We start from the raw sequence: 14,837 nt of genomic DNA on the forward strand, positions 1-14,837 counted from the left end.
CTTATACTAGAACATTAAGAGTATTTAACGATAACAGTTTCCAAAACATTAGCCACGTCTCTACAACTGTCTGTAGCCGTTTCTAAAGCCACCATTACCTCTTTGTATTTTATAATTTCGATGGCGTTATTTTCATTTTCGAAAATATCGGCAACGGCCTTATCAAAAACTTTATCTGCTTTTCTTTCTAAGCGAGAAATGTTTTTACATACAGTCGCTAACTCTTCTAGCTTTTTTAAATCTTTCAAATGTAATAGTCCCTTGTGCACTTCACTACAAGCTTCTAAGTTTGCTTCCGTTAATTTGCGTAAAGGCTTTGTAATTTTATCAATTTGATACAATCTCATACGAGAAGCAGCATCTGATAAATGGTCAGCCACATCATCCACAGCCGTAATCAAATTGTGAATATCTTCTCTATCAAAAGGTGTGATAAAGTTCTTTCCTAATTCGATTCTCGTTTTCTGTGCAATCGCCTCGATTTCCACCTTAATTACTTCAACATCTTTAAGTAATTTCTCTCTTTCTTTTGCTGGTGTATGCACAGCCTCATTCAGCGTCTCTGATAATTTTTTAAGCTTAATAGCTGCTTGTTCAAATAAAGGATAAAACGTCTTGTCCTTTGGAACTAAAAATTGAAAAATGTTATTCAATGACATTATATGAAATATATGTTATAAACAGGGGTAAAATTACGCAATAAAATAAAGCGAATGTATCCTTAACGTTAATTTTTACGCCTAAATGAGATTTCTGCGTGTACAATTACCCTAAAATACAACTAATTACTGTATTTCAATAACTTACAAAGTTAATATTTAAAAAGAAACACCTTAATTACTTAACCTTTACACAACACTGGGGTAATATTAAAATATAAAATTTCGACTTTAAAAAGTCTAAACACATAACTATCAACAACTTGATTGTTTTTACTCGTTTTCTGCGTTCTTGACAAACCAAAAAGCAATTTTACGACAATTACGGATCAACACATACCCGATAACTAAATTAAACACGCTGACAAACCAATAATTTCCAGTTTGTACATATTCATAGGGATTATCAACAGCTTTCGCCTTAAACCAATACCAACTATTACTTAAAAAAGTCGGTATATGTTCAATCAATAAGCTCAACCCAATAAAAAACACCCCCAATTGGGCAATCATTACTGCGGTGAGTGATGTTACTGGAAGTATTGGAGATGAGAATCCCTGCTCTACTTTTAAAATATCAACAATTTTAGGTGCATACACAAAAAGCAAAAGCAATAGAATAAGCATCAATGTAGTAGACAATAAGGGTAAATAATTATCGCTTAGTACAGTATAATCCTTTCCTAAATAAACGAGATAGGAAGGAAGGGTGGTTAGCAAAAGGTCAATAGTCAGTAAGGTGGTTAGCAGTTTAATCAACAGCACAAATAAATCGCGAATCTTCATTTTTTTCTTTTATTGAATCAACTAATTTAACAAAAAAACTTCAGTTTCTCTTCTCTCTCGTTTTATAGGGGTGTTTCTTCTCTTGTATTTCCGTTGATCTATAAGCATTATTGAATATTACATTGATTATTATACCTATAAATTTTTATTTTGTACTTTAGCGAAAACTAATAATATTATACAACAACCTAGATAACTATGGATATTAACTTCAATAAAAACGAAGATCACAACAAGTTATTGCTTTCAGATTTAAAACGAAAACTAGCAAAAGTTAAACTTGGTGGAGGTGAAAAAAGAATTGAAAAATTACACCAACAAGGAAAGATGACAGCCAGAGAACGCATTGATTACCTATTAGATCCTAAAACTAATAGCATAGAAATTGGTGCTTTTGCAGGAGATGAGATGTATGAAGAACATGGAGGATGTCCTTCTGGTGGTGTTGTAGTCAAAATAGGTTATATCAAGGGAAAACAGTGTATCGTTGTAGCGAACGACGCTACAGTAAAAGCAGGTGCTTGGTTTCCGATTACGGGAAAGAAAAATTTACGCGCACAAGAGATTGCAATAGAAAATAAATTACCGATTATTTATTTAGTAGATAGTGCTGGAGTTTATTTACCACTTCAGGATGAGATTTTCCCAGACAAAGAACACTTTGGAAGAATTTTCAGAAATAACGCCATCATGAGCAGCATGGGCATTACACAAATCGCTGCTGTTATGGGGAGTTGTGTTGCTGGTGGTGCTTACTTACCCATCATGAGTGATGAGGCGTTAATTGTTGATAAAACGGGAAGTATTTTCTTAGCTGGAAGTTACTTAGTAAAAGCGGCTATCGGAGAAAGCATCGACAATGAAACGTTAGGTGGAGCAACTACACATTGTGAAATTTCAGGTGTTACGGATTACAAAGCAAAAGACGATAAAGATGCCTTAGATACCATCAAAAATATTGTGGACAAAATTGGCGATTTTGACAAAGCAGGTTACAACCGAATTGCAGCGAAAAAGCCTGCAGCGGATCCAAATGAGATTTACGGTATTTTACCGAAATCACGTGCGGAACAATACGATATGATAGAAATCATCAAACGCTTAGTCGATGAGTCTGAATTTGAAGAATACAAAGAAGGATACGGTCAATCGATCATTACGGGATATGCTCGTATTGATGGATGGGCAGTAGGAATTGTGGCGAACCAACGCAAAGTCGTGAAAACGAAAAAAGGTGAGATGCAATTTGGAGGGGTAATTTACTCTGATTCTGCGGATAAAGCGACTCGTTTTATTGCGAACTGTAACCAAAAGAAAATTCCATTGGTATTCTTACAAGACGTAACGGGATTCATGGTAGGATCTAAATCTGAACATGGAGGAATTATCAAAGATGGGGCAAAAATGGTAAATGCCGTTTCAAACTCTGTTGTTCCTAAATTTACGGTAGTAGTAGGAAACTCATACGGAGCAGGTAACTATGCGATGTGTGGAAAGGCTTATGACCCTCGTCTAATCTTTGCATGGCCAAGTGCTGAACTTGCAGTAATGGGAGGTGCTCAAGCTGCAAAGGTATTGCTGCAAATCGAAGCTTCTTCGCTCAAAGCAAAAGGACAAGAATTATCCGCGGAAGAAGAACAAAAATTATTTGATAAGATTAAAGCAAAATACGACAAACAAGTTTCACCTTATTATGCTGCTGCTCGCATTTGGACCGATGCAATCATCGATCCACTAGATACGAGAAAGTGGATTTCTATGGGAATCGAAGCCGCGAATCACGCGCCTATCGAAAAACCATTTAACTTAGGTGTTATTCAAGTATAAATAAAAAAACGGCAATTTAAAATTGCCGTTTTTTTATGGTTAGCTGTTAGCTGTTATCGGTTATGAGTTATCTGTTAGCTGTTAACCGATAACTCATCACTCATCACCGATCCAAATTTTTAAGCCCTTCATCTGAACTAAATTCACGCAAAAAATCTTCCAATTCTTTTAAATCCAATTTTTCAATTTCCCTTCTATTTTTGGGATCATTGTAATCATAAGGATTTTTCACATCGTCAACACCTCCGTATTTATACAAAATAGCTTCCATTTCACTTACTTTTTGTCGATAAACTTCATCTGAAAGTTGATCCTGTTTAGTAGGTAGATCTTTTTCATCTTCTCTACTACAGCCTAGTATAAAAAGAAGACCTAAACACAAAAGGACACTGTTCTTTTTCATATCATTTAAATTTAAAAATCACACACTACTCGATACTTTTACAATCTTAACTACTCAGGTTCTATAACGTACCTATACGAAGAGAAACTAGATTCTAAAACTTTCAACACTTCCAGAGCCATTGCGGTTAAACCGAGCATACATCGTAGCAGTAGCAGTCTGACCATAAGCTTTCACTTTACAATCTACGTTAATTCCTCCTTTATGATCGTAATAATCTTGATTGGCGTTGGGATAAAAAGGTATAATATTGTGTCCGTTAACTTGTACGAAACTCACATTGGCATTGTTATATGTTGCACTAGCACTACTGAAGGTTATTACTTCGTTGTCCTTAATTGAAAAGTTGACTAAAGAAGTAGAAGATCCAATAACTGAGCTACTATGGCTACCTGAAACAGAATAAGAATTTACTGCCTTTGTTGTCCAATCTACCTTACCTAAAGGATTGCTTTCTTTCGGCTCTTGTGCTGATTTTTCTATATTTAATTGCTCATCCAAATTTTTAAGCCCTTCATCTGAACTAAATTCACGCAAAAAATCTTCCAATTCTTTTAAATCCAATTTTTCAATTTCCCTTCTATTTTTGGGATCATTGTAATCATAAGGAACTTGTCTATCCTCACTCCACCCATAGTTTGAAAATATACGCTGCATTTCTTTTACCTTTACCTGATAGGCATCTACCGAAAGTTGATCCTGTTTAGTAGGTAGATCTTTTTCATCTTCTCTACTACAACCTAGTATAAAAAGAAGACCTAAACACAATAAAACACTAATTTTTCTCATGACATAAATATTTAAATTACTATATGTATGAGATCTTCAAAAGACGTTCCAACTTTTTCACTCTTATTTCACAAGTATTCGCAGGAAGTCAAAAAATAGGAATTTTATACAAAAAAAGAGAAAAGTAGATTCGTTAACTGTTCGTTGTTTTAAAGAAAATACGCCCTATTTGAGATAAATCTACCGTTAACCGTTCACCGTTAACGGTTCATCTCTACAGATACAAAATATAAAACAGGGAACTCACCGAAATAAACACCCACAACAACACACCTTCAATAAAGGGTTTTGCGCCTACATTTTTTACGGTTCTAAAGGATAATGACGTACCGATTAAAAAAAGCGTTAGCGTCAAAGCTGCTTTGGAAATTTCCACAATATAAGGTCCTAAAGGCTGAATAAAAGGAATATACGAATTAGCTAACATGGCTAGGATAAACAACCCGATGAAGTAGGGAATTTTGACCTTTGATCCTTTATTTTTGAAAAGTAAGGTTGACAAAAAGGCAATGGGAATCACCCATAGCGCACGGGCTAATTTTACGGTTGTAGCAACTTCTAAAGCTTCATCTCCATATTTTGCGGCTGCACCAACTACAGAACTGGTATCGTGAATGGCGATCGCAGACCACAATCCAAAATCAACTTGACTCAAATCTAGGGCATGTCCAATCGGTGGAAAAATAATCAAGGCAATGGAATTCAAGACAAACACAATTCCCAAGGCCACGGATATTTGTTTTTCATCTGCATCAATAACAGGAGATACTGCAGCAATGGCACTTCCACCGCAGATAGCAGTTCCTGATGAAATCAAATACGATATTTTCTTGTCTATTTTTAAAATCTTACCCAAGGCAAACCCCAATACTAGGGTTATAAAAATGGAGAAAATGGTTAAGACAAAGCCGTCTTTTCCCGCTGCTAATGCACTGTAAACATTCATCCCAAACCCCAAACCTACTACGGCTACCTTCAGTAGTAATCCCGTGGCTTTTTTGGTTTGCTTTGCGTATGGATTTTCAAAAATTTGAGCGTATATAATTCCCAATACTAAAGCTGTAGCTGAAGAGATGAAGGGAAATAAACTTAAAATAGCCAAACCAATTACTATGATTTTACTACCTAATGCTGTTTTGCTATTTTGTACCGTCATAAGTTATGTATTTTCAACTCTACAAAGGTCACTCATCTAAGCAGGCGAAAAAAATACATAATAGTTATCGGCTATAACTTTAGGTTATAGGATTTAATGAATCGAATAAATAGTTCTACCAAGGCACTCTCCTGCCCTTGGCGCTGTACGATGCTGAATTTTCGACGTATATCCAATCCATGGATATCCACCACTACTAATTCATTATATTTCAATTCCTTAAGAATGGCATGAATTGAAATAAAAGCGAAACTATCGGAATGTTTGAGGTACATCTTAATACTTTCTGTACTTGAAAAATTCATTTCATTGCGCAATTGATTGAGCGAGATTCCTACTTGGTTCAAATTGCTTTCGATAACATCTAGGGTACCTGATCCCATTTCTCTCAACAAAAAGGAATACGATTTGAGTTCTTCTGGCTCAATGATTCCCATTTTAAATTTTGGATTTTCGGCTCGACATACCAAGACAATTTCATCGTCGATGAAATCAATGTACTTGATTTGGGGATTTTTGGAACATCCCTCCACAATACCTACATCAATATTTTTACTCAATAACAACTGTTCTATTACGGCAGAGTTTTCAGATAATACATCCAAATGAATATCGTGTACTTTCCCTCTAAATTCTGCCAAAAGTGGAGGTAAAACGTATTGAGATACGGTGGTACTAGCTCCAATGCGCAAGTTACCTCCCATTTTTGCATTCAATGCCTGCATATCGAATTCCAAATTGCGATACGTAGAAAAAATATCCTCTGCATAGGTATAGAGCAATTGCCCTGATTCGGTTAAGCGAATCGTAATTCCATCACGTACGAACAGTTTGGTCTGATAATGGGATTCTATCTCTCGAATATGTTTGGATACAGCGGGTTGGGAAATCAATAGCTCCTTGGCTGCCTTTGTGAAGCTCTCCCTTTTTGCTACTGTGTAAAAAACCTTTAACCGAAAATCAAACATAGTTTCTCTTTAAGTGAAAAGAAGACAACTGTCCTCCTCTGTTATACGAACAAAAATACTCAAAAAAAGCTAGGTTTCCCTAGCTCTCTATCTCGTTTTCAACCACCCCGTAATACTATATCGGGGTTTGTTTACGGTACGAACTTCATGTTCGATGGATTTACTATCAAAAATAACCAATCGCCCTGGAAGTGCATAGACGATTTCTTCTCGTTCATTTCCGTTTTCCTCCGGTAGAAATAAAACCAATTCTCCCCCATTGGCAGGTGTCCAATCCTTTTCGTTTAAGTACAAGACCACAGATAACGTTCGACGGGTATCTTTGTGAAAGACATCCAAGTGACGTTGATATCCCGTACCTACAGGATAACTCGCATAGTGAAACTCCCCTTCTTTAATTCCCAAGAAACAAGTGCGATTGACATAAGCGATAAATTCATTCATCTTTTTGAAGTACATCGCCTCTACCTCATCGGGTGTTTGTTCGTTGAGCCACAAAATGAAATCTCCTCTTACCTCTTCTACTATTTGCTCTTCGCTTGCTTGTCCAATGGCCGCTTTTTTAAACACTTGTAAATCTTGTTTCATAAAAAAGTTAGCGCGTAATAAGTCTATTTCCTTTTCCGTGAAAAAGCAATCTACCACGGAGTAACCGCGATTTACTAAATCGTGTATTATTAACTCATAAAATGAATTTACTTCAAAGTCACCCATATATAATTAGATAAAAACTAAGCAAAAATAATTTATGAGACAAAAAAAATAATACATACAAAGCACTTTTTTTTACTTAATATTGTTAATTTTTCCCTAACAAACAGGACTTAACTAAAGGTATATGAGAGTTTAAAGAATCGAAAAAATAAATAATTCACAAAAAAAGCACGCATTTTACGCGTGCTTTTTTATAGTATGACTAAAAACGACTATTTGACTATATAATCTTCATTTGGAAGCACCAAAGCAGGCAGTGGTAAATCCGAAACTTCAGAGAGTGAATACGCTATATTACTACACATTTGATCCAGGGCCAAATCGTTTTCCTCTTCGCCAAAAGGTTCTGCAATTTCAGCTACAACAGCGTCTAATGCAATAAAAGTATAGGCGACAAAAGTAACGAAAAACGGCATGGTCCACACAATAAGGTCAATCAATCCAAAAGGCAGTAAGAAACTGTACACATAGACCGTTCGATGTAAAATAACAAAATAAACAAAAGGTATCTTCGTATGAACAATGCGCTCACAAGCTCCTAAAACGATAGACAGTTGTTCGAGGTTTTGATCGATACGCGCTTGCGTAATCGAGTCCATTCGACCTCCTCTATGTTGTTGATTGACCCATTTTGTCAATTCGCTCAATAAAAAAGCAGGCTTAAAACGCTTGGTCAACATTGTTTGATAGGTCTCTTCCGTTAGATACGATCGGACTATCTCTAAATCTGTCTTGTTTCTCAATTGTTTGTTCAATGCATAACAAAAAGCAATAATCAGTCGAATCGCTTTTTGCTTCTCCTCCTTGGTACAAGTCTCATCCTCCTCAATATAATGCAACAGTTGAAAAGCCAATGATCGACTGTGGATCACCAAACTCCCCCATTGCTTACGCCCTTCCCAATAGCGATCATAGGCCGCACTATTGCAAAAACCCAAGAAAATTGCCAGGGATATCCCCACTAAGGCAAAAGCTCCTACGTTCAAGGGAATGATGATATCTGGAAAAAAATAATGACTCCAGTAAACTAACCAAGAAAAAAGAAAAATAGCCAATAACGTAGGTGCAATTTTCTTCAGTACTGATCCTTTCCAAATAAAAAGCATCTGAACAATATGCTTTTTGTCTCTAACTATCATATCCAATCGAATTTATGAATTACAAAACTAATCTATACAGAGCGAAAAATCACCACTAAACAGTAAAAATCCCACCAAAACTACACAAATGAGCAAGCCATTTTACAATAGCCCAAACTATCAAGCCTAAATATAATTTTAGATAACTCTAAAATTATATTTTTATAATACTAAATAAAAACTACCTTTGTACAGGTCCTTTCTCTTTCTAGGAAAGGATAAACAAACGGAAATGACCCCTGAGGTCTTTAATTACTTATATAAACAAAAATGAAAATTAACTTACAACTACCTGAATTACCCTTTCAAAAGAGTGCCTTAACGCCTTTGATTACGGAAGAAACCTTTGATTATCACTATGGTAAACATCATGCTTCCTATGTCAATAATCTACAGGATTTGATTCGAGATACTCCTTTCGTTGAGCAAACTATTCCCGAAATTATCCTACACGGTTATCAAAGCAACGACTTGGCTATTTTCAACAATGCTGCACAACATTGGAACCACACGTTTTTTTGGCATTGCTTATCGCCGGATGGGGGAAAAAAGCCAACAGGTAAGATAGGGGATTTAATCGCCCGTGACTTTGGGAGTTTTGAGCAGTTCAAAATGCAGTTTTCTACAACAGCAGCAAAACTATTTGGCTGTGGATGGGCTTGGTTGGCTCAAGGTGAAGATGGAAAATTGGAAATTATTCCGATGAAAGAGGCCAATACGCCTTTAACGCTAGGAAAAATACCTGTGCTAACCCTTGACGTTTGGGAGCACGCGTATTACATCGACTACCGCAATGCAAGACCGAAGTTTATTGAAAACTTTTGGGAGATTGTCAATTGGGATTTTGCAAATCAAAATTTAAAATAAAATGAGTGATACCTGTATGAATCATCTGGAACGTTATTGGAAAACATTAACGCTATCTAGCAATGAAAAATTTAACCAACAAAACTATCTCGAAGCTTTAAAGGGATACAAAGAAGCGATGTATAGAGCTGAAGTATTAAACAATCATTGGGAGCTGTGTTCTCAATTAAGCATTCCTGTCATACAGGTATACATCATTTCGTGTACTAATTTGGCCAATACGTATGAAGAACTTCAAGAAATGGAGCTCGCTCATTCGTTTTTTAAACGCGCCATTTACTTTTTGATTCACTTGTTGGAGCACCCCTCTGTTTCGGGGGAAACCATTCAAGGGGATCTAAAACAAGCCCTACTCAATTATGCTGATTTCACCTCGCGTACTCAGTATGATTCGACACTTGCTATGGATGTACTCTTGCAAACGCTAGCTAAAGAATCCTAAACCTCAACTTCAAAAAAATGGAACCTATATTACAAGAAAACAAAAACCGCTTTGTTATTTTTCCAATTGTTCATTATGATATTTGGGAGTTTTACAAAAAGGCAGAAGCCAGCTTTTGGACGGCGGAAGAAGTAGACCTCTCTTCTGATCTTGACGATTGGAAAAACAAGCTCAACCCAGATGAACGCTATTTTATCTCTCATGTCTTGGCTTTTTTTGCAGCTAGTGATGGGATTGTCAATGAAAACCTAGCAATTAATTTTATACAGGAAGTACAATACGCAGAGGCGCGTTGTTTTTATGGTTTTCAAATCATGATTGAGAATATCCACTCCGAAATGTACTCTCTTCTCATCGATACGTACATTAAAGACACAAAAGAAAAAGATCATCTTTTGCGTGCCATTGACACGATTGACTGCGTCCAGAAAAAAGCGAATTGGGCACTGAAATGGATTGAGAGCGACAGTTTTGCAGAACGTCTCATCGCCTTTGCTGCCGTAGAAGGTATCTTTTTTTCGGGGAGTTTTTGTTCTATTTTTTGGTTAAAAAAAAGAGGACTAATGCCTGGGCTTACCTTTTCCAATGAGCTCATCAGTCGGGATGAAGGACTGCATTGTGATTTTGCTTGTTTGCTATATGTCAAACACCTGCAACACCAGTTATCGGAAAAAACCGTTCACACCATCATCCGAGATGCAGTAACGATTGAAAAAGAATTTGTTACTGAGGCACTCCCCGTTCGCCTTATCGGTATGAATGCGGATCTCATGTGCCAATATATCGAATTTGTTGCGGATCGCCTCCTAGTTACGCTAGGGTATTCCAAATTGTGGCACGCTTCGAATCCCTTTGATTTTATGGAGTTGATTTCCCTACAAGGCAAAACCAACTTCTTTGAACGTCGTGTTGGCGAATACCAGAAATCGGGAGTTGTTCAACACGATACGCAGACTACCTTTTCCCTAAATGAGGATTTTTAATATCGCTAACACAAAAACAACAACACCCTATCTTATGTATGTAATTAAAAGAAATGGCAAAAAAGAAGCGGTTCATTTTGACAAGATTACCGCTCGTTTACACAAACTAATCTACGGTTTAGCAATCACAGAAAATGACATCATCGAAATTTGCAAAAAAGTAATCCAAGGCATTTACGATCAGGTTACGACAACTACACTGGATAACCTAGCTGCAGAAACAGTTGCTGCTTATACCACAACACATCCGGATTTTGCAATCCTCGCTGCTCGAATTTCTGTGAGTAACTTGCATAAAAACACCCTAAAATCCTTTTCAGAAACAGCAAAATTACTCTACCACTATATCGATCCGATTACCCAAACTCCAGCTCCTTTGTTGGACAAAGAAATTTATGATATTATTCAACAACACGCAGATCGACTCAACAGCAGTATTATTTATGAGCGCGATTATACGTTTGATTATTTCGGATTTAAAACACTCGAAAAATCTTATCTTTTGCGAATCAACAAGACTATTGTGGAACGCCCGCAACACCTCTTCATGCGCGTGGCGATTGGAATCCACAAAACAGATATAGAGGCTGCACTTGAAACTTACAATTTGATGAGTAACAAATGGTTTATTCACGCTACTCCAACCTTGTTTAATGCAGGAACTCCCAAACCGCAAATGTCTTCTTGCTTTTTACTTGCAATGAAAGAAGATAGCATTCACGGTATTTACGACACGCTCAAAAATTGTGCGCTCATCTCCCAAGCTGCTGGAGGGATTGGTCTGAGTATTCACAATGTACGCGCCACAGGCAGTTATATCAAAGGAACGGGAGGAGTGTCTAATGGCATCTTACCTATGCTCAAAGTATTCAATGAAACAGCCCGCTACGTTGATCAAGGTGGAGGGAAGAGAAAAGGTGCCCTTGCCATTTATTTAGAACCTTGGCACGCGGATATTTTTGATTTTCTGGATATCCGCAAAAACCACGGCAAAGAAGAAATGCGCGCTAGAGATTTATTTCCAGCCTTGTGGATTCCCGATATCTTTATGCAACGCGTAGAAGAAGATGGCGTATGGTCTTTATTTGATCCTAATGAAGTACAAGGACTTTGTGATCTGTATGGTTCGGCCTTTACCACACAATATACAGCCTATGAACAAGAGGGAAAAGCCCGTCAAACCATACAAGCCCGTATCCTATGGCAGGCGATTTTAGAAACGCAGATCGAAACAGGCACCCCATTCATGTGCTATAAAGACGCCGTAAACGAAAAATCCAACCAAAAAAACATCGGCACAATTCGCAGTTCAAATTTGTGTACTGAGATTATGGAATACACAGACAGCAGCGAAATAGCGGTTTGCAATTTAGCTTCTATCGCCTTACCACGCTATGTCGAAGAAGGACAGTTTGACTTTCAAAAATTAGTCGAAGTCACCCAAATTATTACCCGAAACCTCAACAAAATTATTGACCACAATTATTATCCCTTAGCTGAAACCGCTAACTCTAACCGACGCCATCGTCCCATCGGAATAGGTGTACAGGGATTGGCTGATGTATTTATGTTGCTGCGTATGCCCTTTGATAGTGAAGAAGCTCAAGCGTTAAATCGCGCTATTTTTGAAACGATTTACTATGCTGCCCTCGAAGCTTCCATGCAACTAGCAAAAGAACAAGGCGCATATGAAACCTTTGTAGGCTCCCCCCTATCCGAAGGAATCTTTCAATTTGATTTATGGCAAACAACCCCCTCAGATCGTTGGGATTGGACCGTTTTAAAGGCTAACATCTTGAAATACGGAGTACGCAACTCCCTTTTACTCGCCCCTATGCCGACAGCTTCTACTTCTCAAATTTTGGGAAATAACGAATGCTTTGAGCCGTATACGAGTAATATTTACAACCGACGCGTACTCTCTGGGGAGTTTGTGGTGGTAAACAAACATCTATTGCAAGATTTGATTGACTTAAACTTGTGGAATCCCTCTTTGAAAAACCAACTAATTGCTGCCAATGGGTCCGTGCAACAACTAAATGAAATTCCACAGGAATTAAAAGACTTGTACAAAACTGCTTGGGAAATCAAACAGAAAACGCTACTTGACATGGCAGCAGATCGCGGTGCTTTTATTTGTCAATCGCAATCACTCAACCTCTTTATGGCAGAACCAACAGCTAGTAAACTTACCTCAATGCATTTCTATGCCTGGAAAAAAGGACTGAAAACGGGGATGTATTATTTGCGAACTAGACCCGCTGTTGATGCGATTAAATTTACCGTTGACACCACGTTACCCCCAAATCCAACAACAGTGATGAGCTGCAACCTAGATGATCCCGAATGCCTATCATGTGGTAGTTGAGGCTAAACGCACAAAGTGATGTTGTTTTAAACATACGCTTCTAGAGCTTCCTTATTGCAAATCAGTTCGCATAAAAAATCATGTACCAAAGAAAAAAAATTTCCTTTGGTACAGTTTATGTGGGGTAATTTACACGAATCTATCAAAATTAAGTACCTTTACTTTTTTATTTATTTGATCAAAATAATCTCGAAATGCAAAAAAAACAAGAAAAGCCTATTTCACTAACACAATCACTAATTCCTGTCGTATTACTCGTTGTTTTATTGGCTATTAACGTTTTTGTATTTCGGGATGATGCCTTATCGGGAACGAACCAATTTATTTTACTGTTGGGGGGGGCTATTGCTATTACAGTCGGGTTATTCAACCGCGTATCGTATGACAAGATACTAGAACAAATTGTAAACAATGTCCGAGATACTTCCAATGCGATCTTTATTTTATTGCTCGTTGGAGCTTTATCGGGTACTTGGTTATTGAGTGGTATTATTCCCAGTATGATTTACTATGGATTAGAAATTTTACATCCTGCTATATACCTACCCGCTTGTTTGATTATTACCTCGATTATCTCCATTGCAACAGGAAGCTCTTGGACTACCTCTGCTACTGTAGGTATTGCGTTAGTGGGCATTGGAAATGCGCTGGGTATGCCTTTGGGAGTTATTGGTGGAGCCGTAATTTCCGGCGCTTATTTTGGAGATAAGCTATCCCCTCTATCAGATACAACAAACTTAGCTCCTGTCATGGCGGGAACAGATTTGTTTACTCATATCCGTTACATGCTATTTACCACTGTACCTACCTATGTCGTAACCCTCATTCTATTTGTTATTTTAGGGTTTATCTACAGTGCAGATGGTCAGGTTGATACTGCAGAGACCTTACAGGCTATTAGCCACACATTTCACATCACTCCCCTTCTATTTATTGTACCTATTTGCGTGATTGTACTCATTGTCAAAAAAGTACAACCTATTGCAGCGCTCCTAATCGGTACCTTATTAGGTGGGGTATTTGCCCTTATTTTCCAACCCAACATTGTCGTTGACGTAGCGGGCGGAGAGGAGTTCAATTTCTATAATGCATATAAAGGAATTATGCTAGCCCTAACTACAGATATTCGCATTCTTTCCCCCTTAGAAAGTCTTAATGGCTTATTTGAAGCTGGAGGAATGGCAAGTATGCTCAACACCGTTTGGCTTATCTTATGTGCCATGTTTTTCGGAGGTGCAATGGAAGCTATCGGTGCTCTACAAAAAATATCCATGTCGCTCTTAGCCATCGCCAACAACTTATTTGGCCTATTTGCCAGTACTGTTGCAAGCTGTTTGGCTATTAATATCATGACGTCAGATCAATATCTATCTATTGTAGTACCCGGAAAAATGTTTGCTGATGCCTACAAGCAAAAGGGCCTTGCTCCTGAAAATTTAAGTCGAACACTTGAAGATTCTGGAACGGTTACCTCAGTATTAATTCCGTGGAATACCTGCGGTGCCTATCATGCCGGTGTTTTGGGAATTCCCACCTTAACCTACTTGCCTTACGCCTTCTTTAACTATCTGAGCCCCTTCGTTACCTTGTTGTATGCTGCCTTTGATTATAAAATAAGGCGAATTATTAAAGGTGAACGGTGAACAGTTGAATTCTCTGCAAAGAACAAACCTCACAAAGAACAAACCTTACAAAGAACAAACCTCACAAAGAACAAACCTCACAAAGAACAAACC

General features: G+C 37.6%; 14 protein-coding genes. 6 read left to right on the forward strand and 8 right to left on the reverse strand.

The window, feature by feature from the left end:
- Positions 1–14 precede the first annotated feature (14 nt).
- Both ACPDG9_RS13285 and ACPDG9_RS13290 read right to left on the reverse strand, forming a co-directional pair.
- Positions 15–659 (reverse strand): DUF47 domain-containing protein, encoded by a 645-nt coding sequence (locus ACPDG9_RS13285; protein ID WP_182650226.1) that lies wholly within the window; start codon positions 657–659, stop codon positions 15–17.
- A 273-nt stretch (positions 660–932) separates the two neighbouring features.
- Complete coding sequence (locus ACPDG9_RS13290) at positions 933–1,445, reverse strand: hypothetical protein (protein ID WP_430528205.1); 513 nt, start codon at positions 1,443–1,445, stop codon at positions 933–935.
- Positions 1,446–1,643: 198 nt separating this feature from the next.
- Between ACPDG9_RS13290 and ACPDG9_RS13295 the strand changes: the two genes are divergently transcribed.
- Entirely contained in the window at positions 1,644–3,272 is a 1,629-nt protein-coding gene (locus ACPDG9_RS13295; RefSeq protein WP_430528206.1) for an acyl-CoA carboxylase subunit beta, read from the forward strand.
- A gap of 103 nt (positions 3,273–3,375) precedes the next feature.
- Here the strand turns inward: ACPDG9_RS13295 and ACPDG9_RS13300 are convergent, their stop codons facing one another.
- The 6 genes from ACPDG9_RS13300 to ACPDG9_RS13325 form a co-directional block, all read right to left on the reverse strand.
- Positions 3,376–3,675, reverse strand: a complete 300-nt coding sequence (locus tag ACPDG9_RS13300) for a hypothetical protein (RefSeq protein ID WP_430528207.1) — start codon at positions 3,673–3,675, stop codon at positions 3,376–3,378.
- Between the two features lie 87 nt (positions 3,676–3,762).
- On the reverse strand, positions 3,763–4,464 hold the full coding sequence (locus ACPDG9_RS13305; RefSeq protein ID WP_430528208.1) for a hypothetical protein: 702 nt from the start codon (positions 4,462–4,464) through the stop codon (positions 3,763–3,765).
- A 214-nt stretch (positions 4,465–4,678) separates the two neighbouring features.
- On the reverse strand, positions 4,679–5,620 hold the full coding sequence (locus ACPDG9_RS13310) for a YeiH family protein (protein WP_430528209.1): 942 nt from the start codon (positions 5,618–5,620) through the stop codon (positions 4,679–4,681).
- A 71-nt stretch (positions 5,621–5,691) separates the two neighbouring features.
- Positions 5,692–6,588 carry a LysR substrate-binding domain-containing protein gene (locus tag ACPDG9_RS13315; RefSeq protein ID WP_430528210.1) on the reverse strand — a complete coding sequence of 299 codons (897 nt, stop codon included), beginning with the start codon at positions 6,586–6,588 and terminating at the stop codon, positions 5,692–5,694.
- An 87-nt stretch (positions 6,589–6,675) separates the two neighbouring features.
- Positions 6,676–7,302, reverse strand: a complete 627-nt coding sequence (locus tag ACPDG9_RS13320) for a 2OG-Fe(II) oxygenase (RefSeq protein ID WP_430528211.1) — start codon at positions 7,300–7,302, stop codon at positions 6,676–6,678.
- 212 nt (positions 7,303–7,514) lie between these two features.
- Positions 7,515–8,441 (reverse strand): bestrophin family protein, encoded by a 927-nt coding sequence (locus ACPDG9_RS13325; protein WP_430528212.1) that lies wholly within the window; start codon positions 8,439–8,441, stop codon positions 7,515–7,517.
- A 270-nt stretch (positions 8,442–8,711) separates the two neighbouring features.
- Here ACPDG9_RS13325 and ACPDG9_RS13330 point away from each other — a divergent pair, with 270 nt between their 5' ends.
- From ACPDG9_RS13330 to nhaC, 5 genes are all read left to right on the forward strand, one after another.
- Positions 8,712–9,308 carry a superoxide dismutase gene (locus ACPDG9_RS13330; protein WP_430528213.1) on the forward strand — a complete coding sequence of 199 codons (597 nt, stop codon included), beginning with the start codon at positions 8,712–8,714 and terminating at the stop codon, positions 9,306–9,308.
- Between the two features lies 1 nt (position 9,309).
- Positions 9,310–9,750, forward strand: coding sequence for a tetratricopeptide repeat protein (locus tag ACPDG9_RS13335; protein ID WP_430528214.1), 441 nt, complete (start codon positions 9,310–9,312; stop codon positions 9,748–9,750).
- Positions 9,751–9,767: 17 nt separating this feature from the next.
- Positions 9,768–10,733 (forward strand): ribonucleoside-diphosphate reductase small subunit, encoded by a 966-nt coding sequence (locus ACPDG9_RS13340; protein ID WP_430528215.1) that lies wholly within the window; start codon positions 9,768–9,770, stop codon positions 10,731–10,733.
- 34 nt (positions 10,734–10,767) lie between these two features.
- Positions 10,768–13,101, forward strand: a complete 2,334-nt coding sequence (locus ACPDG9_RS13345; protein ID WP_430528216.1) for a ribonucleoside-diphosphate reductase subunit alpha — start codon at positions 10,768–10,770, stop codon at positions 13,099–13,101.
- Positions 13,102–13,295: 194 nt separating this feature from the next.
- Positions 13,296–14,744: a Na+/H+ antiporter NhaC gene (gene nhaC / locus ACPDG9_RS13350; protein ID WP_430528217.1), complete on the forward strand. Its 1,449-nt coding sequence runs from the start codon at positions 13,296–13,298 to the stop codon at positions 14,742–14,744.
- The last annotated feature ends 93 nt before the right edge of the window (positions 14,745–14,837 follow it).

Origin of the sequence: Myroides sp. C6-3 (assembly GCF_050522425.1) — a bacterium.
GTDB lineage: Bacteria > Bacteroidota > Bacteroidia > Flavobacteriales > Flavobacteriaceae > Flavobacterium.

Bases quoted from the DNA above. Each gene is read 5' to 3' on its own strand.
- ACPDG9_RS13325 (WP_430528212.1), bottom strand. From the start codon at position 8,441: ATGATAGTTAGAGACAAAAAGCATATTGTTCAGATGCTTTTTATTTGG.
- ACPDG9_RS13305 (WP_430528208.1), bottom strand. From the start codon at position 4,464: ATGAGAAAAATTAGTGTTTTATTGTGTTTAGGTCTTCTTTTTATACTA.
- nhaC (WP_430528217.1), top strand. From the start codon at position 13,296: ATGCAAAAAAAACAAGAAAAGCCTATTTCACTAACACAATCACTAATT.
- ACPDG9_RS13345 (WP_430528216.1), top strand. From the start codon at position 10,768: ATGTATGTAATTAAAAGAAATGGCAAAAAAGAAGCGGTTCATTTTGAC.
- ACPDG9_RS13335 (WP_430528214.1), top strand. From the start codon at position 9,310: ATGAGTGATACCTGTATGAATCATCTGGAACGTTATTGGAAAACATTA.
- ACPDG9_RS13315 (WP_430528210.1), bottom strand. From the start codon at position 6,588: ATGTTTGATTTTCGGTTAAAGGTTTTTTACACAGTAGCAAAAAGGGAG.
- ACPDG9_RS13340 (WP_430528215.1), top strand. From the start codon at position 9,768: ATGGAACCTATATTACAAGAAAACAAAAACCGCTTTGTTATTTTTCCA.
- ACPDG9_RS13285 (WP_182650226.1), bottom strand. From the start codon at position 659: ATGTCATTGAATAACATTTTTCAATTTTTAGTTCCAAAGGACAAGACG.
- ACPDG9_RS13290 (WP_430528205.1), bottom strand. From the start codon at position 1,445: ATGAAGATTCGCGATTTATTTGTGCTGTTGATTAAACTGCTAACCACC.
- ACPDG9_RS13300 (WP_430528207.1), bottom strand. From the start codon at position 3,675: ATGAAAAAGAACAGTGTCCTTTTGTGTTTAGGTCTTCTTTTTATACTA.
- ACPDG9_RS13295 (WP_430528206.1), top strand. From the start codon at position 1,644: ATGGATATTAACTTCAATAAAAACGAAGATCACAACAAGTTATTGCTT.
- ACPDG9_RS13310 (WP_430528209.1), bottom strand. From the start codon at position 5,620: ATGACGGTACAAAATAGCAAAACAGCATTAGGTAGTAAAATCATAGTA.
- ACPDG9_RS13330 (WP_430528213.1), top strand. From the start codon at position 8,712: ATGAAAATTAACTTACAACTACCTGAATTACCCTTTCAAAAGAGTGCC.
- ACPDG9_RS13320 (WP_430528211.1), bottom strand. From the start codon at position 7,302: ATGGGTGACTTTGAAGTAAATTCATTTTATGAGTTAATAATACACGAT.